The organism is Haloferax marisrubri, from assembly GCF_001469875.2.
Classification (GTDB): Archaea; Halobacteriota; Halobacteria; order Halobacteriales; family Haloferacaceae; genus Haloferax; species Haloferax marisrubri.
Genome location: NZ_LOPW02000005.1, coordinates 117,099 through 143,347, shown reverse-complemented (window position 1 = coordinate 143,347; position 26,249 = coordinate 117,099). Strand labels below are relative to the sequence as shown.

Genomic DNA, 26,249 nt, shown 5'->3' with positions numbered 1-26,249 from the left:
AGGCACAACCCTCATACCCGCGCAGGCTAACCCCGAGGTAATGACCCGGCGCGGCCGCTCGCTTCTCGCGTCGAGAGGCGGCGACTACGAGTTCGACCCCGAGTCGGTGTCGGTCGCCGACGAGGACGTGCTCGACCTGTTGGAGCCCGCCGTGCAGGAGTGGTGGGTCGACCGGTTCGGGGAGTTCGTCCCCGGCAACGGCGGCTTTTTCACCCCGCCACAGCGCGGGGCCATCCCGCGTATCCACGACGGCGACAACGCCCTCATCTGCGCGCCGACGGGGTCGGGCAAGACGCTCGCCTCCTTTACCGCCATCATCAACGAGCTGTTCCGCCGGGAGCGCGAGTCGCCCGACGGGCTCGACAACTCGGTGTACTGCCTCTACGTCTCGCCGCTGAAGTCACTCGCAAACGACATCCACCGGAACCTGACCGAGCCGCTTTCTGGCATCGCCGACATCGCCGAGGGCCGCGGCGAGACGGTGGACATCAGACACGCCATCCGCCACGGCGACACCTCCTCCGCGGACCGCCAGAAGATGCTCTCGGAGACGCCGCACATCCTCAACACGACGCCCGAGACGCTGGCGATTCTGCTCAACTCGCCGAAGTTCAAAGAGAAGCTTCGGACCGTCGAGTACGTCGTCGTCGACGAGATTCACAGCCTCGCGGAGAACAAACGCGGCACCCACCTGTCGGTGTCGCTGGAGCGGTTAGAAAACCTCGCCGAGTCGTCGCCGACGCGCATCGGCTGTTCGGCCACCGTCGAGCCGCTCGACACGGTCGCGGAGTTCCTCGTCGGCTGCGAGGACGGCGACCCCCGCGACTACGAACTCGTGGACACGCGGTTCGTCCGCGACTTCGACGTGCAACTGGAGTGTCCGACCGACGACCTGATTCGGACGCCCCGAAGCGAGGTCCAGAGTCGGTTTTACGACCGCCTGCACGAACTCGTCGCCTCGCACACGAACACGCTCGTGTTCACCAACACGCGGTCGGGCGCGGAGCGCGTCCTCCACAACCTCCGCGAGGAGTTCGACGACATCGACGAGTCGAACTCCGGCTGTCACCACGGGAGCCTCTCGAAGGAGCGCAGACAGGAGATAGAGTCGAAACTGAAGGCGGGCGAGTTGCGCGTCGTCACAACCTCCACGAGCCTCGAACTCGGCATCGACATGCCCCACATCGACCTCGTCGTGCAGGTCGGTTCGCCCAAGTCGGTCGCCGCGCTCCTCCAGCGGGTCGGCCGGGCCGGCCACCAACTCGGCCAGACGGTCGAAGGCCGCGTCATCGCCCTCGACAGGGACGAACTCGTCGAGTGCGCGGTGATGCTCTCGAAGGCCGAATCCGGGTTCGTCGACCGGGTGTTCATCCCCGAGAACGCCTTCGATGTGGCCGCCCAGCAGGTGTACGGGATGGCCATCAACGCCATCCGCCCCGAGTCGGACCTCCGCGAGACGCTCCGGCGGGCCTACCCGTATCGGAACTTCTCGGACGACGACTTCGAGCGCCTGTTCCGCTACCTCACCGCCGACTACGACGGCCTCGAAGACAAGAACGTCTACGCGAAAATCTGGCGCGACACCAACGACCCGCCGGACGGCGAACACCACTACGAGGAGTACCCCGTCGGCGAGCCCCTCATCGGCAAACGCGGTCGGATGGCCCGCGTCATCTACATGACCAACATCGGCACGATTCCCGATTCCTTCACCTGCGACGTGCTGGTCCGCGGGGCCGACCAGTGGGTCGGCACGCTCGACGAGGGCTACCTCGACACGCTGGAGAAAGGCGACGTGTTCGTCCTCGGCGGCGACCACTTCGCCTACCGCTACCGCCGCGGGTCGAAGGTGTACGTGGACCGCACCTCACAGCGGCCGACGGTCCCCTCGTGGTTCTCCGAGCGCCTGCCGCTTTCGTACGACCTCGGCCGCGAACTCGCGGCGTTCCAGGCCGACCTCGTGGACCGACTCGACGCCGGCGGCGCGCCCGCCGTCAGGTCGTGGCTCCGGGAGTTCCCGCTCGACGAAAACAGCGTTCGCGCCGTCACGCGGATGTTCGACGAGCAGGTCAGGTACGCCGGCCCCGAGAGCGTGGCGACGCCCGACAGACTCGTCGTGGAGACCGAACTCGACCGCGACACCTACCGCCGACATTTCTACGTCCATTGCACCTACGGCCGGCGGTTCAACGACGGCCTCTCGCGGCTCCTCGCGTACCACGCGGCCCGCCGGACGAACGCGAACGTGCAGGTCGCCGTCGCCGACAACGGCTTTTCGCTGTCGATGCCGCTCAACCGCAAGGTCGACCTCGCGGGCGTCCTCCGCGACCTCACGCCCGAGGCGGTCGAAGCCGACCTGCGGGCCGCCCTCGACGGGACCGACCTCCTGAAGCGGTACTTCCGCATCAACGCGACACGGTCGCTCATGATTCTCAAGCGCTACAAGGGCTACGAGAAGTCCGCCGCCCAACAGCAGGTCTCCTCGGAGATGCTGCTGTCGTTCGCGCAGGACCTCGATGAGTTCGCCGTGATGGAAGAGACCTACCGCGAGATTCTCGAAGACAAACTCAACCTCGACGCCATCGAGGACGCGGTTGCGGCGATTCGAGCGGGCGACGTGGACGTGGTCGGCCACCAGGTCTCGTCGCCGACGCCGCGGGCGTTCGGCCTCGCCACGCTGACCGCGAGCGACGTGGTCCTCGCCGAGGACGAGAGCGCGGCGCTCCGGGAGTTCCACGAGCGCGTCAAGGCCGAAATCGGCGACGACGAGGCGGACCTCGGTATCGACGTGAACTGACAACCGACGGGCTAGCGGTTCGACGGTCGGTGCGCCGCGGAGCGGAGACGCCTTATCGCCGCGCCCACGCGAGCATCCGGTCGTAGAACGGGTCGGATTCGAGCGCGTCGGCGTCGCCGACGAGACACAGCGCCTTCTTCGCCCGCGTGAGGGCGACGTTGATGCGACGGTGGTCCTCGAACAGCGGGCCGTCCAACTCGCCGGTGGCGACGAACGAGACGACGATGACCTCCTTCGAGGAGCCCTGGAACCGGTCGACCGTGTCGACGGTGGCGTCGGTTCGGCGGGAGATTTCGGCGACCTGCGCCCGGAACGGCGCGATGACGCCGATGTCGTCGATGTCGACGCCGGCGGCCTCGTAGGCGGCGACGACCTCGGCCACGCGGTCGGCCTCCGTCGGGTTGGTGTTGCCGACGCGCCGGCCGTCTGGGTCGACGAAGGCGACTTGGTCCGCGAGTTCGGCGGGGAGGTCCGCGGTATCGACGCCGAGGTCGCGGAGGTGCTGAGCGGCGACCGCACCCGTGGCCGGGCGGAGCGCGCCGTCGTAGAACTCCTTCGAGGCGAACGCCTGAATCCGCTGGGACATGCGGTACTGGCGGTCGAGCATGACCGAGGCGTCGGGATACGTCTCGATGAGTCGCTGGAACAGCGATTTCTGGAGGTCGTTTTCGGCGCGGACGACCGGCGGAAGCTGTTTGTGGTCGCCGACGAGGACGAACCGGTCGGCGAGGTTGACGGCGGCGAGCGTCCCGGGTTCGGTTATCTGCGACGCCTCGTCGACGAGCGCCACGTCGAACGACTGCTCGCGCATCACGCGCGACCCACAGGAGGCGGTGGTCGCGGCGACGACCGGCGCGTCGTGGAGGGCGGCCGCGAGCGCGTTCGGGTCGCCGCTCCGCGAGAGGCGCACGTCCTGCATGTCCTCGCGGACGCCCGATTCGGTGCCGACGCGGACGATATTCTCGAATCTCTGGTCCCGCAGGGCTTCGAGCGCGTTGTCGACCGCGCGGTTCGTGAAGGCCGAGAGCAGGACGCGGTTGCCGTCCTCGACGAGCGCGCGGATGGTCCGGGCGATGGTGTAGGTCTTGCCCGTCCCCGGCGGGCCGTGGATGAGCGCGAGGTCATCGGCGTCGACCGCGAGGCGTACCGCGTCGTCCTGGGCGTCGTTGTTGTCGATGAACGTGCGGCCCGCAGAGCGGTCCGAAAAGTCGGGGTCGCGGCGGCCGAACAGCACGTCCTTGCGGTCGGGCGAGCCCTTGAGCACCGCGTCGTGGAGGGCGGTCAGCAGGCGGTCGACGGTGAGCTCGGAGGGGTACACGTCGAGGCGGCGGAGCGGCACGGGTTCGTCGGTCGTGACGACGACTTCGTCGCCGAGTTCGACGATGCGCGCGAGTTCGGCGTGCCCCTCGACGGGGTGGCCGTCGCTGGCGAGCGCCACGTCGCCGGCGCGGAGCTTCGACACCGCGTCGTCGGTCTGTTTGGCCCGGAGTTCCCACGTGCCGTCGGGGCGCTCGGTCTGGCCGAGGGGTTCGAGGCCGATGAGCGCCCGGTCGTCGTCGGCGCGCTCCTCGGCGCTCTGGTCCCAGAGTTTGCGGTACTCGTTGTGGACCGCCCGGCGCTCTTCTTCGACGGCGCGGTAGAAGCGGTCGAAGTAGTCGCGTTCGTCCTCGGGGACCGGCTTCCCGATTGCGCCGGCTTTCGACTCCTGGTCGAGTCTGCCGGAGACGACCATGCAGGTGTCCTTCTCGAAGCAGTACTCGCACTTCGAGTTCACCTCGTAGCCGGTCGGGACCGACGCGTCGTGTTCCATCGCCGCGATTTCGTTTCGGGTGCGGACGACGAACTCCAGCAGGCCGCGACCGATGGAGAAGTCCTTCGCCGGCGAGAGGTCGCCGGACTCCTCGGTGCGGTCGAGCGTCGTGTTCTTCGTGTAGAGGAGCGTCCCCGTGTCGACCGGCACGCCCCGCTCTTCGAGGATGAGCGCGTAGGAGGCGGCCTGAATCTTGTCTTGGAACCGCGGGTCGCGGTTGAGGTTCTTGCCGGTCTTGAGTTCGACGGGCGACCCCCGGCGGAGGGCGTCGGCGCGGCCTTTGATGCCGAACGTCGGCGAGATGAGGGTGTACTCCGAGCGCCACTCGTCCTCGTCGGTGAGGACGCCCTGCGAGAGCCACCCCTCGATGGCGGCGGCGTTGCGGCGCACCTCGTCCGCGACCTCGTCGACCTCGCGGCCGAGCAGGCCGAGTTCGAGGCCGCGCTCGTCGATGCGCTCGTCGATTGACGAGTCGAGGTCGCGGCCGCGGAGGAGGTCGCCGAACACGTCGTGGACGATGGTCCCTTTCACCACCGGGTAGTTCAGCGGGATGCCCGAGAGCTTGTTCAGGTAGTACATCCGCGAGCACTGCACCCACGAGCGGATGTCGGTCACGTCCACGAGGAAGTCGGGCTCGACGACGACGAACGACTCGGAGCCGGTCGAGTACGTCGTCTCGCCGCGGTACTCGGACTCCTCGGCGTCGGTGACGAGCAGGTCCATCCCCGGTTCGGCGTGTTCGGCGGCGTGGGTCCACTTCCCCCAGAGGGTGACGGTCACGGGGTCTCCCGTCCCTCGCTCGGGGCGGAGCGTCACCTCCGCCAGCGAGCGCTCGCCGTACTTCGTTTCGACGTCGCGCGGCTCGCCGACCTCGACGAGCGGACCGCGAAGGTTCACGTCGAAAGCGTGGGTGAGGCGCAGCCAAATAGCCGTCGGTGGGGCGTGGCTGGTCTGTCCGTCCGCGCGGGCGACTCCCCCGACCGTCACGCTCTTTCTCTCCCGCGCGTTACGCTCACCCATGCGCGTCAAAGATTGGCAGGACATCCTCTCGGAGGTCGTCGAAGACGGCCGCGACCGCGACCCCGACGCGTGGCGGGCCGTCGCGGGCACCCGCCGCCGGAGTCTCGGCGAAGACCTCTTTCTCGCCCACCCCGCCGCCGGTGTCTACCAACTGAAGACGTACGCGAAGAACCCCTACGAGGTCCGCGGCGTCGGCGCTCGCGTCGCCCGCCGCATCGACGACGACCTCGACCCGCTGTTCCCGCGTCGTCGCGGCGACGGCGAGCACGGCGAGAACGACGCCGGGCGATTCGCCGTCCAGCAACCGCCCGAAGACGAGTCGCAGGCCGAGTCGATGGCGCGGCGACTCGAAGAGACCGTGAAAGTCCACGCCGACGCGCCGACCACCGCCGACGACTTCTTCACCGACGTGATGGAGGCCCTCGAGAGCCCGGCGTTCGGCCCGATGGACTACGAGTTCGACGCCCGGCCCGACCGCCTCGACGACCTCGCAGACGAGTTCGCCGACGCTGACGAGCTACTGTCCACGGACCTCGACGACCTCATCGAGTCCGACGGCGTCGACCGCGGCTTCCAGTAGGAGTCACCGGTTTCAAACCCACGCGACTCCATAGACAGGTATGGACGATGGACGCTTCGGACGGCCGCGACGGCCGTCGAACGGCGCGACTTCGGAGGGACGATGGTCGGTTCGAGCATGAGCGACGAGGAGACGCGGCTCGCCAACAACCGAATCAAAATCGGGTTCGCCCTGTTGGTCGGCGTGTCGGCCGGACTCGTCGCCGTCCAAGCCGGAGCGACGCTCGTTCAGGGCGCGGTCGCGCTCCTCGCCGGCCTGGTCGTCGGCGGCCTCCTCACGTGGTACATGAGCCGGTGGGCCCGCGAGTTCACCGCGGTGAACCGGCGCTAGACGTATCGTCTGTTGTGAAATTCGAACACAAATACATATCTCAGATTAAACGTGTGGCACGGAATCGCAGAGTATATATCTATCCTCTGAGGACAGTTTCTCGCCGGTAACCAGGGCAGGGGCAATGACCTGGTTATTCACCGGATAGCGTCGTGGGGCTCCGGAATTGGGCCTTCGGTGCAACACGGCGTCCTACCCAAGGTGCGTGCGCGACCCGAAACGGTTCGGGCATCGGGTACGCAAGCTGATGGAGTTGCAGTCTCCTCAGGGCGATACCCGCGCGATCCATCGCTCGGGCGCGTCCAATTCCGCGTCGGTCGGCAAGTTCTCCGGATGGTCCCACACCCGCGAAGCGGCGGCCACGCCGCGCTCGTCGGCGACGTGTTCGAAGAAGCGAGCGCCGCGTTCGTACTGCCGGCGCTTGAGGCCGAGTCCGAGGAGCCGCCGCGCGAGCTTCGCGACGGGGCCGCCACCCTGCCGGCGCTCGTCGAGTTTCCGGCGGAGGTCCTCGTAGTCGTCGTCGAACGCACGGTCCATCAGCAGTTCCGCGTAGCCCTCGACGGCGGTCATCGCCGTGTCGAGTTCGTGAAACGCGTCGCGGTCGATGTCGCCGTCGACGAGGGCGTCGACCCCGCGTTGCATCCGGGATTCGAGGTGCGTCGAGAGCCACGGGGCCGCGCCGAACTCCGCGGCGTGCGACACCTCGTGGAAGGCGATCCAGCGTCGGAACCGCGGGTAGTCCACGTCGAGGCTGTCGGCGACCCGGCGGATGTTCGGGTGGACGAAGTACAGGCCGTGGTCGTCGTCGCCCTCGGCGAGGAGCAACGGGTCGTACTGACCGAGGACGTTGTTTCCGAGGAACGAGAGGACGAAGGCGAACGACCCGGTGTTGACGGCGCGGGTGAATCCGGGGAGGACCGCGGGCCCGTGTTCCTCGAAGGGGACCATCACCCGGCGGAACGTCGCCACGTTCGCGTCTATCCAGTGGTGTCGGTTCTGGACTTCGACGACTTCGGGCACGTCGAACTCGACCTCGGCGACGGTCGAGAGGCGGTCGCGCGCGTCGCGAACGTCGGCCGCGTAGCCCGCGCGCTCGGCGTCCGTGAGGTCGAGCGAGCCGGGGTCGGTCGCGGCTTTTGCGGCCTCGGCGACGGCGTCCCAGTCGATGGTGCCGGAGCCGGTCGCCGAAGCGTCCGCGACCGCTCTGACGCTCCGAAAGAGGTTCATACCATATCGTGGCGGGCCGGACGCAAAACGCTTCGGTCGGGTGGAACGAACCCTCTGATTCGCAGACACGACGCCCCTAAACACTATACTGAGTCGGACGTGGGAGTCGTATGGACCGAACCATCGACCACGTCGCGTTCGGTGGTACCGAGCTGTACGAACTCCGGACGGCCGCGAACGAGGTCGGACTCACGCCGACCTACGGCGGCGAACACGGGACCGGAACGACCCACATGGCCGTCGTCCCGTTCCCCGACGGGTCGTACCTCGAACTCATCGCGCCGACGCTCGGGACCGACGCCGAAGACGCCGGCTTCTGGCCCGACCACCTCGCGGCCGACGCCGGCCCCGCGGCGTGGTGTCTGGAGACCGACGACGCCGCCGCCAGCGCCAAGGCCGCCATCGACGCCGGTCTCCCCGTCGACGGTCCCCACGAGGCCTCCCGCGCCCGACCCGACGGTCGCCTCGTCGAGTGGGACATGTGCTTCGAGGGCGCAGACCAGCGACTCCCCTTCTTCATCCGCGACCGCACCCCGCGGAGCTACCGCGTCCCGAGAGCCGCTCGAAACGCCGCCGTCCGCGGACTCCAAACCGTCGTCGTCGCCACCCGGGACCGCGAGGCGACCGCGGCGCTGTTCGCCCGGCGACACCGCTACCCCTCGCCGGTCGATATCAACGGGCCGTTCTCCGAGTTCGCCGTCCTTCCCGGCACGCCGCTCGCCCTGTGCGAACCCGGTGACGGCGCGCTCGGGGAGCGCATCGACGAGGTCGGCGAGGGACCGTGCGCGTTCCTCGTCGGCGTCACCGACCTCGACCGGGCGCGGAACTCGCTGTCGCTCGGGCCGGAGATTCGCTACAGCGACCGCCACATGGCGTGGTTCGACCACGACCTGTTCGAAGGTCGGTTGGGCGTGGTCGAACTCCCCTGAATCACTCTCTATCGCTCTGAATCGCCCTCTGTCGCCTGAAAATCACCGACCGAAGCAGAGGAGTCGCTCAGGCGGCGCAGTTGTTCGGTCCGAGTTCGAGTTCGGTCGCCTCCTCCTCGTCGCCGACGGCGGCGCGGCCGGTGTTGATGTCGATGACGCGCTCGTAGTTCACCGGCTTCTCGGGCGTGTCTCCGGCCACGCGGTCGACAAACGCCGACTCGTTCATCGACAGGAGGTCGAGGTCCGCGCGCAGGTCGCCGAGCGTCGCGCTCACGAGTTCTCCCGGCGCGGCGACGCCGTAGCGCCCGTCCGTCCCGACTGAGACGTGGCCGGGGAGGACGCGCGTCTCGTCGGGAAGCGACAACAGCGTGTCGTGGAGCGTCTCGTAGAGGAGTTCCGCGCCCGTCGCCGCGTCGGCGTCGCCGAACTGGAGTTCCGTCCGGCCGACCGACTCGACGAACAGCGTGTCGCCGGTGAGGAGGAACCGCCCGTCGACGAGGTAGTTCGTCATGTCCGAGGTGTGCCCCGGCGCGTGAATCGCCTCGATATCGTAGTCGCCGACGGCCAGCGTCTCGCCGTCGTCCAGCGCGGTGAACTCGTATTCGACGTCGCGGTCCGTCGCGTTCGACCCGAGGTAGTACGGCACGCCGAGTCGGTCGGCGAGGCCCCGCCCGCCCGAGACGTGGTCGGCGTGGACGTGCGTGTCGAGCACACCGGCGACCGTCATGCCGGCGTCGGCGGCGACGAGTTCAAACTCGTGGTCCTGCCGGGTCGCGTCCACGACGACCGCCTCGCGGGTCGACCGCGAGCCGACGACGTAGCCGAGACAGCCCTTCGCGCGGCGCTGGACCTGCGCCACGAACAGGTCGTCCTCACCGGTGTCGAGTTCGACCACCTCGTACAGTTTGCTCCAGTCCTCCATGCCGCCTTTGACGACCTCAACGTCGTCGTAGCCGCGAGCCGCGAGTTCGAAGCCGAACGACGTCGAAGACAGACCTTTCCCGCAGATGGCGACGACCGGTCCCTCCGCGGCGAGGTCGTCGACGCGGTCCCAATCCCAGTCGCCGCCGAGTCCGTCGACGGGGTGGAAGGGGACGTTGACCGCGCCCTCGATGTGCCACGACTCGAAGCTCTCCGGTGGTCGCGTGTCGACCACGGTGAACGAATCGCCCGCATCGAGTCGGTCCGCGAGTTCGGTCACGGTGAGTTGGTGGAGGAGTTTACTCATGTGGTTAGCTATGGGAACGACGCACAAAACCGTTTGTGGCGGACGCGGGTCTGTGGTCTCGCGTGGCGTCGACCCGACGCGCGGTCGGCGGCGTCGTGACTGCACCGAACCGAACGAAAGCGCCGCCGCTCACCGGGCGGGTGTCAGAAAAGTCGAATCGAAAGGTCGTCCCGGACTACAGTTCGGCCTCGAAGTCTTCGAGGGCGTAGACGGTGTCGGAGCCGCGGCGGTCGAGCGTCTCGTTGGCGAGGAGCCAGTAGACGACCGACAGCGCGCGTCGACCCTTGTTGTTCGTCGGGACGACGAGGTCGACGTTCGACGTCTGGTTGTTGGAGTCGCACATCGCGATGACCGGGATGCCGACCGTGATGGCCTCCTTGACGGCCTGCGCGTCACCAATCGGGTCGGTGACGACGACCACGTCGGGTTCGATGTAGCCGGCGTAGTCCGGGTTCGTCAGGGTTCCCGGGATGAAGCGGCCCGTGCGGGCGCGAGCGCCGACGGCGTCGGCGAACTTCTCGGCCGGGAAGCGACCGTACTGGCGCGAGGACGTGACCAGAATCTGCTCCGGACTGTAGTTCGCGAGGAAGTCCGCGGCGGTGCGGATTCGCGAGTCAGTCTGGCTGACGTCGAGCACGTAGAGCCCGTCGTCGCGGACACGGTGGATGAACCGGACCATGTCCTTGGTCTTCTGCTGGGTACCGATGTGGACACCGGCGGCCAGGTAGTCCTCGACCGGGATGAGCAGGTCGGCGTCTTCGTCGGGCATAACGTCCTCGTCGAAGGCCGGTTCCGGCTCTGCTTCTTCGGCTTCGGCGGCTTCGTCGGCCGCCTCAGCGGTCTCTGCTGTCTCGTCTTCGGTGGCGGCCTCGGCGGGTTCCGTCTCGGCGACCGCTTCGGTCTCCGTCTCGGGTTCCTCGTCGGCGACCTCCACCGCGTCGTTTTCGTTGTCGCTCATACTGCGTCGTCCGCGATGCGGATGAGTTCGTTCAGTTTGGCGGTTCGCTCGCCCTGCACCGTGCCAGTCTTGATGAACGGCGCGTCGGTTGCGACGGCGAGGTGTGCGATGGTCGCGTCTTCCGTCTCACCGGAGCGGTGAGAGATGACGGCGTCCATCCCGTTTCGGGAGGCCAGTTCGACGGCGTCGAACGCGTCGGTCAGCGTCCCGATCTGGTTCGGCTTGATGAGGATGGAGTTCGCGGCGCCCACGTCGATGCCGTCCTGCAGACGGTCGACGTTGGTGACGAACAGGTCGTCACCGCAGATGAGCGTGCGGTCGCCCACGCGCTCTGTGAGTTCCGCGAAGCCCTCGTAGTCGTTCTCGTCGAGGGGGTCTTCGACGTAGACGAGGTCGTACTCGTCGACCATCTCGGCGACGTAGTCGATCTGCTCGTCGGTCGTCTTCGTCTCGTCACCGTAGTGGTAGACGCCGTCTTCGAACATCTCCGAGGCCGCGATGTCGAGGCCGAAGCGAATCTCGAAGCCGAGTTCGTCCTCGACGTCGGAGACCGCTTCGGACATGATCTCGAACGCGTCGGCGTCGGATACCGGCGGTGCCCACGCACCCTCGTCGCCCTTCGCGGCGGGCACGCCGCGCTCGTCGAGAATCTCGGACGCGCGGGCGTGGACCTTCGCGTTGGCGAAGACGGCTTCGGAGACGCTCGGCGCGCCGACGGGCGCGGCGAGGAACTCCTGGATGTTCGTCGCTTCCTTCGCGTGTTCACCGCCACCGATGACGTTCCCGAGCGGCGTCGGGAAGTTGTCGCCGCGGAACGCGCCGCCGAGATGCTGGTACAGGGGTGCACCGAGCACGTCGGCACCGGCCTTGGCGGCCGCCATCGAGATGGCGACCGCGCTGTTCGCGCCGATTTCCGAGAAGTTCTCGGAGCCGTCGGCGGCGCGAAGCGTCGCGTCGACCTCACGCTGGTTGCCCGCGTGGACCTCGTCCACGAGTCGGGGAACGGCGTGTCGCCGCGCGGCGGCGATGGCTTCGGTCGGCGGCAGTTCGATCGCCTCGTACTCGCCGGTGGATGCCCCGCTCGGGGCCGCAGCGCGACCGAACCCACCGGATTCGGTGAGCACGTCGGCTTCGACCGTCGGGTTTCCACGGGAGTCGAGTACGCGGCGCAGCGCTACGGATGTGATTCGAGTCATGTTGTCACTTACCCTCTCGTTTGACGGTGAACGGAAGTACACCTGCGTCGTACTCCTCAGCGGCGATTAATATCGGTTCTGTCTGTTCCGAATCGACGAGAACGGGTGCACCGTAGGAGACCTGCAGCGCTCGCGCGCCGAGGATTCGTGCCTTCTCGTATCGGTTGTACCGTTGAATCATTGGTAGGGAGATACGACGTCCACGAGGTCCTTGTGCGACACCATCATCCGCCGGCAGCAGGCACGCGTGACTCCGAGGTCGTCGAGGACTTCAGCGGGGTCCTCGTCGCCCTCGCGAGCACGGGCTTTGAACTCGTCCCAGTGTTCGCCGATCACTGTGCCGCAGGTGAAACACCGGACGGGAATCATCATGGTTAGATCACCTCAGCGGTAGGACTTCTGGTAACGAGCGCGTGCGCCCGGTCCGCCCCACTTCTTGGGTTCGGACTGGCGAACGTCGTTGACCAGAAGCGAGCGGTCGAACTCCATGTACGCGTCGCGAAGCTCCGCGTCGTTCAGGTGCTGCACCAGCCCACGAGCGAGCGCGGTGCGGACTGCGTCGGCCTGACCGGCCACGCCGCCGCCGTTGACGCGCACGTCGATGTCGACCTGCGAGCGGAGGTCCTCGCCTGCGATGCGGAACGGTTCCAGCATCTTGAGGCGGGCCATCTCCGGCTCGACCAGCTCGACCGGCTGGGAGTTGATTCGGACTCGACCCTCGCCCTCGCGCACGGTGGCGCGGGCGATTGCGGTCTTCTTCTTACCGGACGTGTTCGTTACCATGTGACGTTAGCACCCAGCTTCTCGGAGACCTCTCCGAGCGAGATGAACTTGATGTTCGAAAGGCGGTCCAGCGAGGTGTCTTCGAGCATCTCGCCGTCTTCGTCGTACGGATTGCCGACGTAGACGCGGACGTTCGAGAGCGCCTCGCGGCCGCGGGGCTTCTTGTACGGAAGCATGCCGCGGATGGCACGCTTGAAGATGCGGTCGGGACGCTTCGGGTAGTACGGACCCTGGTCCGAACCGACTTCGACGCGCTTTCTGTACTTGGCCATCACGTCCTCTTCCGAGCCCGTGATGACGGCGTCTTCCGCGTTGACGACGGCGACCGTCTCCCCTGCGAGGGCGCGCTGTGCGACCTCCGAGGCGACGCGGCCGACGATGCAGTTTCGAGCGTCGACGACGACGTCTGCGTCGAATTCTGCGAGGCTCATCGGATCACCCGTACGTTGGACCCGTCGGGGTTCTGTTCAGCGAGTTGTTCTAGCGTCACGGTGTCGCCGACCTGCTCGATCTTCTTTCGAGCGGTGGACGAGAAGTCCACGGCCGCGACTGTGACGTTCTTCTGCAGCACACCGCTACCCAGCACCTTGCCGGGCACGACGACGGTCTCGTCTTCCTGAGCGTATCGTTCGATACGACCAAGGTTGACTTCCGCGTGGGTGCGCCGTGGCTTTTCGAGACGGTCCGCGACATCCTGCCAGACGTTGGCACCGGACTCACGCGAGACCGCCTTCAGCTCGGCGATGAGACTGTTGAGTCTCGGGTTCGTCTTACTCATTGTCTACCTCCAGAGAGAAAGCGGAGTGCAGGGAGCAGGATTTGAACCTGCGGACTCCTATGAGACAGCGCCCTGAACGCTGCGCCGTTGGCCAGACTTGGCTATCCCTGCAAGCATTCCGCTGTACTTCATGCCCCGTAAAAACACCTTCGGTCCGGCCCGCCGCCGTGAGGGAGTCACACGCCACGCTATCGGTGGCTGTGACCCCTCGTGGGGCGGGCGAACGTCGGTGTTGAGACGGGGCAGTATTCATTCTTACAGTGCGACCTTCTCTTCGAGCTCGGCCGCGCGGTCACCCAAGGAGGCGACAGCGCGGGTCACGAGTTCGTCGACGTCGAACGAACCGTCCGTCTCCACACTGAAGACGAACGCTTCGGGCACGTCGTGTACTTCGACCTCTTTACCGGGGTACCGCTCCGTCAGGTCGTTGCCGAACGTTTCTGTCGCGACGAGGTCGCCGTCTTCGGCGTCCCCCTCGGCGTGCTCCGCCGCGGCCTCTTCGATGACGCCGCGGAGGATGTTCGGCTCCTGTTCATCGAACTCGCCGGCGTCGCCGACGACCTCCACGCGCTGGAGGTGTCGGTAGCCGACGGCGACCCCGCCTTGGTTCTTGGCGTGGTCCTTTCCGTAACCGAGGACGGCGTCGGCCTCGAACTCGAGGCGCTGGCCCTCCTTCAGCTCGATGATGGGGATGTTCTCGTCCGCCGGGACGACCATGTCGTCCGCGGATTCGATGTCCCCGGAGTACGCGGTTGCCGGCCCGTCGACTTCGAGCGCGACGGTGACGGTGTCACCGGGTTCGAAGTCGTCGAGAGGCGTGGTCAACGGAACCAGACCGAGACGAAGCCCGATCATCTCGTCGAACATGACCGAGGTGTTCTCCACGAACCGAACGGTGTCGATGGAGAACGTCGGCACGTCGGCGACCATCGCCCGGCGAATGCCGTTGGCTAGCGCCGGGGTCAGACCGCGCGCGACGAAACGGGCGCGTCGGTCTTCGCGTTCGATGAACTCGACCTGGAAGTCGTTTACCATGGTGTGTTAGAGTCGGCTGTTTTTCGGCGCGCGAGTTCCGTCGTGCGGAATCGGCGTCACGTCCTCGATGCGACCGATCTCGAGACCGGCGCGAGCGAGGGCGCGAATCGTTGCCTGTGCGCCGGGTCCGGGGCTCTTGTTACCGTTGCCACCGGGACCGCGAACGCGGACGTGCAGACCGGCGATACCGGCCGCCTTGATCTGGTCGGCGACGCTCTCTGCCATCTGCATGGCCGCGTACGGAGATGCCTCGTCACGGTTCTGCTTGACGACGGAACCACCGGACGACTTGACGATCGTCTCGGCGCCCGTGATGTCAGTCACCGTGATGAGCGTGTTGTTGAACGATGCGTGAACGTGGGCGATGCCCCACTTGTCACCGGTTTCGGATTCGCTCATTCTTGGGCCTCCGCGCGCTCAGGGTGCAGTTCATCCGCGAGCTTCGACGTCTCGTCGAACGCCACGGTGTCCTCTTCGTCGACCTCGACCTTGCGGGAGGGGACGGTCGTCCGAGCACCGTCGACGGTCACGTGACCGTGGACGATGAACTGACGGGCCTGCTGGGGCGTCTGTGCGAGCCCCTTGCGGTAGGCGACCGTCTGGAACCGACGCTCGAGGATGTCGGTCACGTCGAGACGCAGCGTCTGGGAGATGTCGTCCTCCGCAGAGAGGATGCCGTAGCGGCGCATGCGCGCCATGAACTCGGCACCGAGCGACTCGGCTTCTTCGACGTCACCCTGGGCCTCGCCGAGGAGGCGTCGCGCCTCGCGGCGGAGGTTGCGCAGTTCGGACTGCGCGCGCCAGAGTTCTTCCTTGTTCTTGAGACCGTACCGAGAGAGGAGGTCCGATTCCTGCGCGATACGCTCGCCCTGGAACGGGTGGTTCGGGGTCTCGTAGAACTTGGTGTTGTTACCCGTCGTCATTCTTCAGCCTGCGCCTCCTTGATCTCCTCGACGTTGACACCGATGGTGCCTTCGGTACGTCCAGTGGACTTCGTCCGCTGGCCGCGAACCTTCTGGCCGCGCTGGTGTCGAACGCCCTTGTAGGAGCTGATCATCTTCATGCGGTTGATATCATGCCGCCGCTTTTCTTCGAGGTCCGAACCCGTGATGTGGTCGGTCTCACCGGAGAAGAAGTCCTTCCGTCGGTTTGCCATCCACTCGGGGGCGTGGTCCTCGAAGTTCTCGACGACATCGACAACGGAGTCGATCTCGTCTTCGGGGAGCTTACCGAACAGCGCCGTTCGGTTCACTTCCGCGGCGTCGGCGATGATGCGCGCTGTGCGCTTGCCGATACCCTTCATGTCCGTCAGACTGCGCTCTACCGTCTTCGTTCCGTCAAGGTCGGTCTGACCAATTCGGATGAAGTAACGGAGGTCCTCTTCCTCCTCCGGAGAGCCGTCCTGTGGTTCTTCTGCACTCATGACTTTGGAAGTCGTGTTGTGAGCGTTGCGGCGGGGATTCGAACCCCGGGGGCTTGACGCCACTGAGTTAGCAACCCAGCGCCTTGGGCCAGGCTTGGCTACCGCAACACTTCGGTCGTGTTAGTTTCGCCCTTCCGGACTCGGGGACGACATTCCCCTACATCGATTGCATCCGTTACGAGACGGGGGCATTACTTAAACATCACGAAAGGGACCTCGCGTGACAGCCCGAGACACCGCCGCTCGCCGGCGATGTGGTGTGGTACACCACCTCACCGAAATCATAAGAACACCGGTTACGTATTCCCGTCAATGAGTTCGACAGAGTCCGCGACCGCACCGACGAAGCCCGTGCGAATCGACACCGCCGAGGAACTCGACGCCCTCGTGGCCGAACACGACCGGGTCCTCCTCGACATCTACACCAAGGGCTGTACGCTGTGTCAGAGCATCGAGCCGGTGCTGGGCAACGTCGCGAAAGCCACCGACGTGGTCGTCGCGATGATAAACCCCCAGACGGACATGTCGGTCGCAGAGCGGTACACGATTCGGAGCGTCCCGACGCTCCTCCTGTTCGAGGACGGCGAACTCGTCGACCGCCTCGCCGACGGCTTCCAAGGGGCACAGGCGGTCGTGGACTTCGTCGAGAACGAAGAGCGATAAAACCAGTTCGGGCCGGTACGCGGACGGCGAGCGTTATGCGTCGTTGTCGGAGTCGTCCGCGTGGTCGAGGTCGGTGTCGGCCGCGGCGGCCTCCGTCGGGTTACCCTCCTTCGGCATCACGTTGTCGAGGAGGAAGTACACGGAGTCGCGCATCGCGTAGGCCGACTCCAGTCGCGTCCCGGTGACGCGGACGTCGAGGCTGCGAAAGAGGAAGGCCATCAGGTTCTCGGCCATCATCTCCGCGTTCATCTCCCGGTAGTGACCCGCCTCCATCTCCCGCTTGATGAGCGTCGTGACGGTGTCGACCATGTGCGACTCCACGCGTGTGAACTTCTTGCGGAACTCCTCGTCGTGGATGGTCTGCGTGCGGAGTTCGAAGATCGCTCGCTGGAACGGGTCCACGCCGCTGTCGTCGGGAATCGGCGACGGAACTCCGGCGGGAACCGTCTCGCAAGACGTGAGGTCGCCCTCCGGCGGGAGGACGTACTCGACGAACTCCCGAAGCTCCGCGTCGGGGTCGTCGGCGTCCGGGTCGATGGTCTCGACGAACAGGTCGATGATGTAGTCGAGGAACGCGAGCAGGAGTTCGTCTTTGTTCTCGTAGTGGTAGTACAGAAGCGAGGTGCTCTTTTCGAACTCCGTGCCGATGTTCTTTATCGAGAGGTCGGCGTAGCCGTGTTTCGCGAGGGCTCGGAGCGTGGCGTCCATAATCGCCTGCTCGGTCTCGCTTCGGCCGGTGTCGATTCGGTCGTCGTCCATGATGTGTCTCGTTGGGATTCTCAGCGGTCAGTCGGTTCGTCGAGGCGGGTGGTACACCAATGGCAGAAGTCGAGGTCGGCGTCGACCTCGCGGCCGCATTCGGGGCACGTGACTTCGTCCGACTCGGCGTCGGAATCGGTCAGCACCGCGTCGTCGGCTTCGGCGGCGTCGCGAGCGGCCTTCGCCTGCGCCTCGGCGGCCTGCCGCAGACCGAGGAAGAAGGCGTCGAGGACGCTCACGAAACTCACCGCGAGGACGGGCAACAGCTCTGTGAGGACCGACGCGAACTCCGAGGGAGGCATCGTTTCGGCGGCGTTCAGGGCCTCGAACGCCCCCGAGGGTACGAACAGCGTGGCCACCGCGAGGGTGACAAGCACCCACATCGCGGCCCGTCGCCAGCGCCGCAGGTACAGGTGGCCGAGTCCGGTGATCGCCAGCCCGAGTATCGCGGCGAGCCAGGGGCGGACCTTCGTGAGTGCGGACATACGTGGACTCGATTGATTCTCGCTCATGAGAGTTCCGTTCGTGGTGTGTCGTGGGTGTGGCGTCGGGTCGTGTGCGATGCGTCAACCGTCCGGGCCAGTTGGGAGTCGGTTCGTGTGGGCTCGTTCGTCGTTCGGTTCGACCGTGTGGGCTGGTTTGCGAGCGATGCGGGCGTAGGGGCCGGGGCAGGGGCAAACTGCATTCGGGAGGTCGGCGCGTCAGGGAGACCGGGACTGCGATTCGTCGGTGGAATCGTGGAATCGATTCGGTGTGGGGGCTTTGGAGTCGATACGTCAGGGGGACGTGGGTGCCGCGGCGGCGGTATCCTGCTGGGTCAGTCGCTCCCAGAGGACGATAGCCGAGGGCGTGACGAGGAGCGCGGTGAGGTACGAGTAGAAGATACTCAGCGCGGTCACGACCCCGAACTGTCCGAGGACGGGCGTGATGGCGATAGCGAGGACGCCGAGGCCCGTGGTCGTGGTGAGCATGCTCCCGGTGAGCGCGCCCCCGGTCCCGCCGACGGTCAGCCGAAGCGCCTCGTCGAGGTCGTGGCCTTCGGTGTTGTACTCGTCGGCGAACCGGTGGACAACGTGGGCGGAGTAGTCGATACCCAGCCCGATAGCGATGGAGAGAATCGTCGCCGTCAACGCGTTCAGCGGGATGCCGAGGTAGCGCATCGTCCCGGCGAGGAGCGCGATGGAGACGACGATGGGCACGAGGTTCACCACGCCGAGCGTCCACTGCCCTTCGAGCAGTTGGTAGATCAACACCAGGAACAGCGCAGTCGCGGCGAGCGCGACGGCGAGGCTCTCGATGGCCGACAGTAGAATCGTGTCGGAGACTCCCTTGAAGACGACGGTGCTCCCGGTCGCCGTGGAGTCCATGCGGAGGCGCTCGGCGACGACGTTCCCGTCGGCGACGATTTCGTCCTGCGTGGCGTCGCCCTCGACGGTGTAGACGATGCGCGTCTGCCGGTAGTCCTCCGTGATGTACGACGACGCCTGGTCCGATACCGGCGAACTGAGGAGTTCGTCGTATACCGTCTCGAGGTTGTCGTCGGGGACGCCGTTACCGTTGGCGTCGTTCCGGGCGACGAGCGCGGCGAACTCGGGGTCCTGTTCCGCGTAGTTCCGGATGACCGTGACGATGCTGGTCGCCTCCGCGCGGCGGTCGTCCGTCACGAACGACTCCGGCGGGTCCTCGCCGTTGCGGTAAATCATCTCGAGGGACGAGTCCTGTCGTAACTGTCCCTCGACGTATATGGTCACGCTGTCACCCTGCGTGCTCTCGAAGTTGTCTTCGAGGTAGTTCAGGTCCTTCGTGACGGTGTAGACGCCGGGTTTGAACGGCTCGGGAAGTTGTTGGAGGTAGGCGGGTTGGTCCTCCGGCGGGAGGAAGTCCTCCTGGGAGAACGTCGTGTCGACGCCGGTCCCGTACGCGCCCGCGACGACCGTCGTGAGCAGGATGACCACGAGGAACGCGCGGGGGGCTTTCCGGCCGATGATGACGCCGCCGGACAGGACCCGCGCGAGCATGCCGCCCTCGCTTCCGAGGGGCTCGGAGGCGAACTCGGGCACGTTGTACTGCTCGCGGAGTTCGTCGGCGTAGAGCTTCGCCGCGGGGAGGAACACCCCGAAGACGAGGAACGTGAAGATGATGCCGACCGCCGCGACGAGACCGAAGTCGCGGATGGGCGCGAGGTCGCTCGTGGCGTTCGCGAGGAACCCGAGGACGGTCGTGCCGGTGACGATGAAGAACGCGACCGAGAGCTGTTTGATGGTGGTCCGCATCGAGGGGACCGGCGCGAGGTCTTTGACGCGCTCCTCGCGGTAGCGGTTCACCGCGTGGAGCCCGAAGTCGATACCGACCGCGAGCAACAGCGGCGGCACCGCGATGAGCATCTGGCTGAACGCGATGCCCGCGAGGCCCATGAACCCGAACGTCCAGATGACGGCGATGACGAGCGAGACGACGCCGAGGAGCAGGTCGATGGGGTCGCGGTAGGCGACGACGAGGAACCCGAAGATGAGGAGCACCGCCGCCGGCACCACGAGCAGCAGCGAGTCGGCGATGACGTTACCCAACTCGCCGGAGATGATGCCGCTCCCGAACACGCGGATGTCGCTGTCCGAGACGGAGGTCATCGTCTGAATCTCCTCTTGGATGTCCGTCATCGGGCTGGTTCCGGAGGTGCCGGCGCTCGACGAGAGGCCGGGGACCTCGTGGCTGACGACGCCGATGGTCGCGGAGGCCTTGACGGACTGGCGGTTGAAGTCGTCGCTCAGGAGCGACGAGACCTGCGGGTTCGCAGTCGCCTGCTTGGCCGCCGCGCGGACCTCGCTCGGCGAGGCCGATTCGAGCGCGTCTATCTGTTCGTCGAGGGTCGTCGCCGACGGGTCCAGCGTTTGGGCGACCGTGGACGCGACGCTCGACGCGGATGTCGCCCGGAGGTCGGGCCGGCTCAAGGCGCGCTCTTGGAGCCGCAACATGTCGAGCATCGCCGGTTTCGAGAGGACGTTGTCGTCCCGCTGGATGAGTTGGGTGCTCCCCGTACTCGTCTCGAACGCGGGTGAGAACTCCCGGTTGACGTCGTCGAGCGCTTCCTGTGCGGGCGAGTCTTCGGTGAACTGCGAGGTGCCGGAGTCGGTCGAGATGTTTCCGAGTCCGGCCCCGAAGACGAGCGTCAGCACGAAGAACAGCGCCACGACTCTGCCGGGGTTCTCGACGATGAACCCGCCGAGGCGGTCGACGTACACTTCGTAGTCAATCATTGTGGGGGGAAAGTGGGGCGGTTAGCGGCGGTACCAGAGGAAGCCGACGACGCCCAGTCCGACGACGATGAGGCCGCCGACGAGGGGCATCGAGAGGCCGCCGCCACCCGTCGATTCGGTGACTTCGACGGCGACGGGGTACGAGTCGGAGAGTTTGCGCTCGCCGTCCTCGTTTTCGTACTGGAAGTCGATGTCGAACGAGTAGGCCTTCGGGTTAGCCGAGGACCCGACGCTCAGTTCGAGGGGAATCTCGGTCGACTCGCCGGGTTCGAGTTCCTGGATGAACGCGGTGTCGTCGTCCAGCGTCAGCGGGCTGTCGGCGAAGGCCTTCGCGTCGATGTTGCGGTAGGTCTCATCGCCGTTGTTGGTCACGACGAGGGTGACGGTGTGAGAGCCGCCCGCCTCGATGCTCCCGTTCTTCGCGGTCACGCCGAAGAGGTTCTGCTTGGGTTGCACCTCGGCGTTCATCACGAGTTCCTTCGACTGCTGAGTGTCGCCCTCGGCGTTGCGGTACTCGACGGTGTAGCTCAGTTGCCGCTGGCCGGCGTCCGCGGAGTCGGTCACCTCGACCGAGAACGAGAAGTCGGAGGACTCCCCGACGCCGAGGGTGCCGAGCGCGTACTCGGTCTCTTTGATGTTCGTGTTCGGCGACTGCGAGGAGATGGTGAGCACCGCGTCGCGGGCCGTCTGCGGGCCGTCGTTCGTGAGCGTCCCGCTGACGGTCGTCTCGCGGCCGACGCGGAGCGTCGACTGCTCGGCGTCGATGGAGAACTCCTGTTCGGCCACCGGCGTCACGCCGGTCGCGAGGTTCTTCGACTGCTTGGCGACGCCGTCTTCGTCCTCGTAGCTCACCCCGAGCGAGAGGGCGTACTGCTGGACGGCGGCGGAGGAGGCGACGCTCGTCTCGTATTCGAGCTGGCGCGTCTCGTTGATGCCCCACGAGCCGGCGTACCGGGTCGCGGAGGCGGACTGACCGAACGTCACCGAGGGGTTCTGCGAGGTCGCGGTGACGGACGAATCGAACGCGGGGAGCGTCCCGATGTTACGCATCGTGACGGTGGTGGTCCCGCTCCCGCCGACCTGCGCGGTCGTGTTCACCGAGACGACCTCGAAGCGCGGGGCCTGCTCGACGACGACGGTCACCGGAATCTCTTCGGTCTTTTCCTCTTCGTTCTGCACGTCACCGTCGTCGCGGACGGACGAGTCGTGTTCGTACTTCGCGACGAGCGTCATCTCGTAGGTGCCCGGCGTGGCGTTCTCCTTGACGGAGACGGAGAACGTCGCGTCCCGCTGGGTCGCGTGCGGGATGTCGCCGACCGGGAGCGTCGCGGTGTTAACCTCGACCGGCGCGTCGCCGGATTCGAGTGTGAGCCTGACGTTTCGCGTCGATTTGACCTGCGCTTCGAGCGCCGAGCGCTGTTGGTCGCTCAGCGTGCCGGAGCTCTCGGAGGAGGCGAACTTCCGGTACTCGCTGTCGCCGCCGTAGTTAGTCACGACGACGTTCAGAGAAGACTCCTGTCCGGGAACGAGTTTGTTGCTCGGCGCATACGCCTGAAGGTTCGGTTCACCGACGATGCCGGCCATCGCTGGGCTCGGTACGGCGACCAAGACGACCAGCAAGACCGCAAGTGCACGTGAGAGTTTCATGGAGTGTAGAGGGGTGGTGGGGTTCGGGTGTTGGGTCGCGTCCGTCGGTGGGGATGGGGGGAGAGACGAACGCGATCGTACGTCCACGCCGGGGGGCTGACTGAACGTACAATCAACACGATACCCTGAGTAGTGGGGACGTATAAATTGAATGGAACTTCTAAAAACTGTTTCAGCGTTTCAACGGTGCTCGTACGGCCCGCCGTTGTCGGCGTCGTTCCCGGCATCGTCCGGAGTCGGGACGACGAGCGTTGGAACTGCCGCGTGACGGACGGTTCGGTTGGCGACGACCTCGGTGGCGCGATGTTCCGAGGGGCGGGGTGCGTCGCCGCTCTCTCCGTTTTCATCGCTCCCGTCACTCCCACCGTCCCCACCGCTCCTGCCACTCCTGCCGTTCCCGCCGACGCCGAGGACGACCGCGTCAGCTCCCGTCCGTTCGACGTGCGCCAGTAGTTCGGCCGTGGGGACGCCGGTGCGGACGGTTCCGCCGGACTCGACGGCGTCTCTGGCGGCCGCGGCGACGACGTCCTTCACGCGGGTTCTCGCCTCCCGTTCGAGTGCCCGGCGCGTCTCCGGCGACGCGATTGCGGCGTCGCGCTCGTCGACGACCGCGAGCGGTTCGAGCGTCCCGCGAGTCGCCGCGGCGATGCGGCGGGCGAGCGTTGCGGTCGGCTCCGACGACGGCGCGTCGCTGGCGAGGAGCGCGATACGCCGGTACGTCGGTTGCGAGAGGCCGGCCGGAACAACGAGCGTCGGGGCCGGTGGGTCGTCGAGAATCCGCTCCGCGACCGACCCGACGAGGAACCGACCCGAGTCGGTCCGTCCGCGCCGGCCGAGAACGAGCAGGTCGCCGTCGCCGACGGCGCGCTCCACGACGGTCGCGGCCGGGCCGCCGGCGACTTCCGAGGTCAAACGGACGCCCGCGAGGAGCGCCCGCCGGGTGACCGCGCCGACCGCTTCCTCGGCTTCGAAGGCGGCGCTCGCGGACGGCGCGGCGGTCTCGGTTGCGGGAGCCGGCGGCGTGCCGGTCGCGGAGACGACGTGGAGCGGCACGTCGAGGACGCGGGCGAGAAACACCGCGTGGGCCGCGGCGGTCGCCGCGGATGCGCTCCCGTCCGTCGCGAGGACCACTCGCTCGACGGTGACAGTCATGCGCCCCGAGAGGTCCCCGGAGGAGAAAAGCTCGCGCGTCGGGGCGACCGGCGCTCAGGCGCCGATGTACTCTTCGTTGATGGTCCAGCCGTCGTCGCCGTCGCGGACGAGGTACTCGCCGTAGTACGGCACGCGGTTGGCGACGACCGCCTCGAACGTCTCACGGATATCCGCGCGGCTCATCTCGCCCATCGGGCGCAGGTCGTCGTTGCGGTTGAGACAGCCCTTGAGGTAGCCTTGGTGTGTTACGCGCACGCGATGGCAGTTGGCGCAGAACTCCGGGTTCTCCACGGGGTCGACGATTTCGACCATTCCCTTGCCGACGTAGTAGCGGCGGCGGTGGTGCATGTCACGGACCTCCACCTCGTCGGCGAGGTCGGCCAGCCACCGGTGGACGCGCTCGATGTCGATGTTCCACTCCGGGCGACCTGTCAGTTCGGGCATGTACTGGATGAGTTGGAGCTGTAGCCCCTCGTTTTCGGCGACGTACTCGACCATCTCCTCGACGTGGCCCGCGGTCTTCGTGAACACGACCATGTTGAGCTTCACGGGCGTGAGACCGGCGTCGACCGCGGCCTTGACGCCTTCCATCACCTTGTCGTACGCGCCGGACTTCGTGATTTGGGCGAACGCCTCGGGGTCGAGGGCGTCCTGCGAGACGTTCACGCGGTCGAGCCCGGCCGCGACGAGGTCCTCGGCGCGGTCGCCGAGGAACGTCCCGTTCGTGGTGAGCGACGTCTCCATCGAGTCGGGCGTCCGGCGGATAATCTCTTCGAGGTCCGAGCGGAGCATCGGCTCTCCGCCGGTGAACTTCACCTTCTCGACGCCGTACTCCTCGACGACTTCGAGAAACCGGACCACGTCGTCGGCGCTCATCTCCTCGTCCGAGGGGTCCATCGGCCCGCGCGTGTCGCCCAACCCTTCGTTGTGGCAGTAGACGCAGTCGAAGTTACACCGGTCAGTCAGAGAGATTCGAACGCCGGTTACCTCGCGGCCAAAGTCGTCCACCAGCACCATATACCGAATCCTGGGAGTGTACGTTGATAAATTCGCTGTCGATGACCGGGACGGGGTAACTATATTCCGTTACGGTCGCCGCACCCAGAACTCGGTAGTGGTCAGGTCAGCGACGCCCCGGCCACACGAGTTGACGACGCCCCGTAGTCGGTCAGAGCCCGGTGCGACTCTCGATGGCGCGGGTCGTCAATCACGCCCATCACTACGCGACGTGACCTTACAAAACTCTTATCGGCCGCACCGCCGGAGTGACGGACATGGACGAAGCCGACGTACGCGACCGCTTGCGTGCGGTCGAGGACCCTGACCTCGGAGACGATATCGTCTCGCTCGGACTGGTGAACGCCGTCGAGGTGGACGGCGACACCGCCCGCATCTCGCTCGCGCTCGGTGCCCCGTACTCCCCGGCGGAGACGGACATCGGCCGTCGAATCCGCGAGGTCCTCGCCGAGGACGGACTGGAGGCCGACCTCACCGCCAAGATTCCGAACGACCGCGACCCCGACGAGGAGGTCCTCCCCGGCGTGAAGAACATCATCGCCGTCGCCTCCGGGAAGGGCGGCGTCGGGAAGTCGACGGTCGCCGTGAACCTCGCGGCGGGCCTCTCGAAGCTCGGCGCACGCGTCGGCCTGTTCGACGCCGACATCTACGGCCCGAACGTCCCGCGGATGGTCGCCGCCGAGGAAGCGCCGCAGGCGACCCAAGACCAGACCATCGTCCCGCCGGAGAAGTACGGGATGAAGCTCATGTCGATGGCCTTCCTCGTCGGCGACGACGACCCCGTCATCTGGCGCGGTCCGATGGTCCACCAGCTTCTCACCCAGCTCGTCGAGGACGTGGAGTGGGGCAGTCTCGACTACCTCGTCCTCGACCTGCCGCCGGGCACGGGCGACACCCAGCTGTCCATCCTCCAGACGCTTCCCCTCACGGGCGCGGTCATCGTCACGACCCCGCAGAACGTCGCCCTCGACGACGCCAACAAGGGGCTTCGGATGTTCGGCAAGCACGACACGAACGTCCTCGGCATCGTCGAGAACATGAGCACGTTCCGGTGTCCCGACTGCGGGAACCGCCACGACATCTTCGGCGCGGGCGGCGGCCGCGAGTTCGCCGCGTCGAACGACCTGCCGTTCCTCGGGGCGCTCCCGCTCGACCCGGCCGTCCGCGAGGGCGGCGACGGCGGCAAGCCCATCGTCCTCGAAGACGACGACGAGACGGCCGACGCGTTCCGCGTGATGACCGAGAACATCGCCGACATGGTCGGCATCGTCCAGCGGCGGACCGTCAGCGAGCGATGAGCGACGACGGACGACTCGAGGAAGAGCCCGACGCCGACGCGGACTCCGAGGAGGTCGACTGGGAGATGGCCCCGGACTCGGACGCCGACTTCCCCGCGGACCCCGAGCGCGTCGCGTTCCTCCGCGAAATCGCCGACGACATCTACGGCGAGTCCTCCGAGAGCCGACAGGTGTCGGCCATCCTCTACCGCGTCAGCGACCTCTACGACCCCGACGGCGACACCTCGCCCGAGGAGATTTACCTGAACGTCCGCCACATCATGGACATCAAGGCACAGGGCGGCATCGACCGCTGAACTGACTTCCCGACCGCCCGCTTCGCGCCTCTCCCCCGCCTCGCAACCGACCCGCAACCAATCCGCGAC

At 66.6% G+C, this 26,249-nt stretch carries 27 protein-coding genes and 2 tRNA genes; 7 read left to right on the top strand and 22 right to left on the bottom strand.

Annotated elements, in window-relative coordinates:
* The first annotated feature begins 40 nt into the window (after positions 1 to 40).
* Positions 41 to 2,797 (top strand): ATP-dependent helicase, encoded by a 2,757-nt coding sequence (locus AUR65_RS05160; protein WP_058569012.1) that lies wholly within the window; start codon positions 41 to 43, stop codon positions 2,795 to 2,797.
* Positions 2,798 to 2,849: 52 nt separating this feature from the next.
* On the opposite strand, the gene AUR65_RS05155 is transcribed toward AUR65_RS05160, so the two are convergent.
* Entirely contained in the window at positions 2,850 to 5,504 is a 2,655-nt protein-coding gene (locus tag AUR65_RS05155; RefSeq protein WP_058569011.1) for an AAA domain-containing protein, read from the bottom strand.
* Positions 5,505 to 5,625: 121 nt separating this feature from the next.
* Here AUR65_RS05155 and AUR65_RS05150 point away from each other — a divergent pair, with 121 nt between their 5' ends.
* Positions 5,626 to 6,207 carry a hypothetical protein gene (locus tag AUR65_RS05150; protein ID WP_058569010.1) on the top strand — a complete coding sequence of 194 codons (582 nt, stop codon included), beginning with the start codon at positions 5,626 to 5,628 and terminating at the stop codon, positions 6,205 to 6,207.
* Between the two features lie 102 nt (positions 6,208 to 6,309).
* On the top strand, positions 6,310 to 6,537 hold the full coding sequence (locus AUR65_RS05145) for a hypothetical protein (RefSeq protein WP_058569009.1): 228 nt from the start codon (positions 6,310 to 6,312) through the stop codon (positions 6,535 to 6,537).
* Positions 6,538 to 6,801: 264 nt separating this feature from the next.
* On the opposite strand, the gene AUR65_RS05140 is transcribed toward AUR65_RS05145, so the two are convergent.
* Positions 6,802 to 7,764, bottom strand: a complete 963-nt coding sequence (locus AUR65_RS05140; RefSeq protein ID WP_058569008.1) for a zinc-dependent metalloprotease — start codon at positions 7,762 to 7,764, stop codon at positions 6,802 to 6,804.
* A 110-nt stretch (positions 7,765 to 7,874) separates the two neighbouring features.
* Here AUR65_RS05140 and AUR65_RS05135 point away from each other — a divergent pair, with 110 nt between their 5' ends.
* On the top strand, positions 7,875 to 8,693 hold the full coding sequence (locus AUR65_RS05135; RefSeq protein ID WP_058569007.1) for a VOC family protein: 819 nt from the start codon (positions 7,875 to 7,877) through the stop codon (positions 8,691 to 8,693).
* Between the two features lie 67 nt (positions 8,694 to 8,760).
* Here the strand turns inward: AUR65_RS05135 and AUR65_RS05130 are convergent, their stop codons facing one another.
* From AUR65_RS05130 to AUR65_RS05065, 14 genes are all read right to left on the bottom strand, one after another.
* Complete coding sequence (locus AUR65_RS05130; RefSeq protein ID WP_058569006.1) at positions 8,761 to 9,921, bottom strand: MBL fold metallo-hydrolase; 1,161 nt, start codon at positions 9,919 to 9,921, stop codon at positions 8,761 to 8,763.
* Positions 9,922 to 10,096: 175 nt separating this feature from the next.
* On the bottom strand, positions 10,097 to 10,879 hold the full coding sequence (gene rpsB, locus AUR65_RS05125; protein ID WP_004974538.1) for a 30S ribosomal protein S2: 783 nt from the start codon (positions 10,877 to 10,879) through the stop codon (positions 10,097 to 10,099).
* Entirely contained in the window at positions 10,876 to 12,075 is a 1,200-nt protein-coding gene (gene eno / locus AUR65_RS05120) for a phosphopyruvate hydratase (protein WP_004974537.1), read from the bottom strand. Before eno ends, rpsB begins: the two co-directional genes overlap by 4 nt.
* A gap of 4 nt (positions 12,076 to 12,079) precedes the next feature.
* Positions 12,080 to 12,256, bottom strand: coding sequence for a DNA-directed RNA polymerase subunit K (locus AUR65_RS05115; RefSeq protein WP_008094957.1), 177 nt, complete (start codon positions 12,254 to 12,256; stop codon positions 12,080 to 12,082).
* Positions 12,253 to 12,447: a DNA-directed RNA polymerase subunit N gene (locus tag AUR65_RS05110; protein WP_004043022.1), complete on the bottom strand. Its 195-nt coding sequence runs from the start codon at positions 12,445 to 12,447 to the stop codon at positions 12,253 to 12,255. Before AUR65_RS05110 ends, AUR65_RS05115 begins: the two co-directional genes overlap by 4 nt.
* 12 nt (positions 12,448 to 12,459) lie before the next feature.
* Positions 12,460 to 12,858, bottom strand: a complete 399-nt coding sequence (locus AUR65_RS05105; protein ID WP_004969360.1) for a 30S ribosomal protein S9 — start codon at positions 12,856 to 12,858, stop codon at positions 12,460 to 12,462.
* Entirely contained in the window at positions 12,852 to 13,289 is a 438-nt protein-coding gene (locus AUR65_RS05100; protein ID WP_004061328.1) for a 50S ribosomal protein L13, read from the bottom strand. The genes AUR65_RS05105 and AUR65_RS05100 overlap by 7 nt, the downstream gene beginning before the upstream one ends.
* Complete coding sequence (locus tag AUR65_RS05095) at positions 13,286 to 13,636, bottom strand: 50S ribosomal protein L18e (protein ID WP_004043025.1); 351 nt, start codon at positions 13,634 to 13,636, stop codon at positions 13,286 to 13,288. Before AUR65_RS05095 ends, AUR65_RS05100 begins: the two co-directional genes overlap by 4 nt.
* A gap of 26 nt (positions 13,637 to 13,662) precedes the next feature.
* A tRNA-Leu gene (locus AUR65_RS05090) sits at positions 13,663 to 13,747 on the bottom strand.
* Positions 13,748 to 13,891: 144 nt separating this feature from the next.
* Positions 13,892 to 14,671 carry a DNA-directed RNA polymerase subunit D gene (locus tag AUR65_RS05085; RefSeq protein ID WP_058569005.1) on the bottom strand — a complete coding sequence of 260 codons (780 nt, stop codon included), beginning with the start codon at positions 14,669 to 14,671 and terminating at the stop codon, positions 13,892 to 13,894.
* A 6-nt stretch (positions 14,672 to 14,677) separates the two neighbouring features.
* On the bottom strand, positions 14,678 to 15,070 hold the full coding sequence (locus AUR65_RS05080; protein ID WP_004043027.1) for a 30S ribosomal protein S11: 393 nt from the start codon (positions 15,068 to 15,070) through the stop codon (positions 14,678 to 14,680).
* The gene (locus tag AUR65_RS05075; protein WP_004043028.1) at positions 15,067 to 15,594 is read right to left on the bottom strand and encodes a 30S ribosomal protein S4; all 528 of its coding nucleotides are present in this window, start codon (positions 15,592 to 15,594) and stop codon (positions 15,067 to 15,069) included. Before AUR65_RS05075 ends, AUR65_RS05080 begins: the two co-directional genes overlap by 4 nt.
* Positions 15,591 to 16,094, bottom strand: coding sequence for a 30S ribosomal protein S13 (locus AUR65_RS05070; protein WP_004969358.1), 504 nt, complete (start codon positions 16,092 to 16,094; stop codon positions 15,591 to 15,593). Before AUR65_RS05070 ends, AUR65_RS05075 begins: the two co-directional genes overlap by 4 nt.
* A gap of 23 nt (positions 16,095 to 16,117) precedes the next feature.
* Positions 16,118 to 16,202, bottom strand: a tRNA-Ser gene (locus AUR65_RS05065).
* Positions 16,203 to 16,406: 204 nt separating this feature from the next.
* Here AUR65_RS05065 and AUR65_RS05060 point away from each other — a divergent pair.
* Complete coding sequence (locus tag AUR65_RS05060) at positions 16,407 to 16,757, top strand: thioredoxin family protein (RefSeq protein WP_058569004.1); 351 nt, start codon at positions 16,407 to 16,409, stop codon at positions 16,755 to 16,757.
* A 33-nt stretch (positions 16,758 to 16,790) separates the two neighbouring features.
* Here the strand turns inward: AUR65_RS05060 and AUR65_RS05055 are convergent, their stop codons facing one another.
* From AUR65_RS05055 to moaA, 6 genes are all read right to left on the bottom strand, one after another.
* Positions 16,791 to 17,516, bottom strand: a complete 726-nt coding sequence (locus tag AUR65_RS05055; RefSeq protein WP_058569003.1) for a TetR/AcrR family transcriptional regulator — start codon at positions 17,514 to 17,516, stop codon at positions 16,791 to 16,793.
* Positions 17,517 to 17,536: 20 nt separating this feature from the next.
* A complete protein-coding gene (locus AUR65_RS05050) occupies positions 17,537 to 18,001 on the bottom strand; it encodes a zinc ribbon domain-containing protein (RefSeq protein ID WP_058569002.1) in 465 nt (154 codons plus the stop codon).
* A gap of 291 nt (positions 18,002 to 18,292) precedes the next feature.
* The gene (locus tag AUR65_RS05045) at positions 18,293 to 20,770 is read right to left on the bottom strand and encodes an efflux RND transporter permease subunit (RefSeq protein ID WP_058569001.1); all 2,478 of its coding nucleotides are present in this window, start codon (positions 20,768 to 20,770) and stop codon (positions 18,293 to 18,295) included.
* A 21-nt stretch (positions 20,771 to 20,791) separates the two neighbouring features.
* Positions 20,792 to 22,417, bottom strand: coding sequence for a COG1361 S-layer family protein (locus tag AUR65_RS05040; RefSeq protein WP_058569000.1), 1,626 nt, complete (start codon positions 22,415 to 22,417; stop codon positions 20,792 to 20,794).
* Positions 22,418 to 22,597: 180 nt separating this feature from the next.
* Positions 22,598 to 23,569, bottom strand: a complete 972-nt coding sequence (locus AUR65_RS05035; RefSeq protein ID WP_058568999.1) for a universal stress protein — start codon at positions 23,567 to 23,569, stop codon at positions 22,598 to 22,600.
* Positions 23,570 to 23,623: 54 nt separating this feature from the next.
* On the bottom strand, positions 23,624 to 24,586 hold the full coding sequence (gene moaA, locus AUR65_RS05030) for a GTP 3',8-cyclase MoaA (protein ID WP_058568998.1): 963 nt from the start codon (positions 24,584 to 24,586) through the stop codon (positions 23,624 to 23,626).
* 257 nt (positions 24,587 to 24,843) lie between these two features.
* Between moaA and AUR65_RS05025 the strand changes: the two genes are divergently transcribed.
* Both AUR65_RS05025 and AUR65_RS05020 read left to right on the top strand, forming a co-directional pair.
* Positions 24,844 to 25,884, top strand: a complete 1,041-nt coding sequence (locus AUR65_RS05025) for an Mrp/NBP35 family ATP-binding protein (protein WP_058568997.1) — start codon at positions 24,844 to 24,846, stop codon at positions 25,882 to 25,884.
* Positions 25,881 to 26,180, top strand: a complete 300-nt coding sequence (locus AUR65_RS05020) for a hypothetical protein (RefSeq protein ID WP_058568996.1) — start codon at positions 25,881 to 25,883, stop codon at positions 26,178 to 26,180. The genes AUR65_RS05025 and AUR65_RS05020 overlap by 4 nt, the downstream gene beginning before the upstream one ends.
* The last annotated feature ends 69 nt before the right edge of the window (positions 26,181 to 26,249 follow it).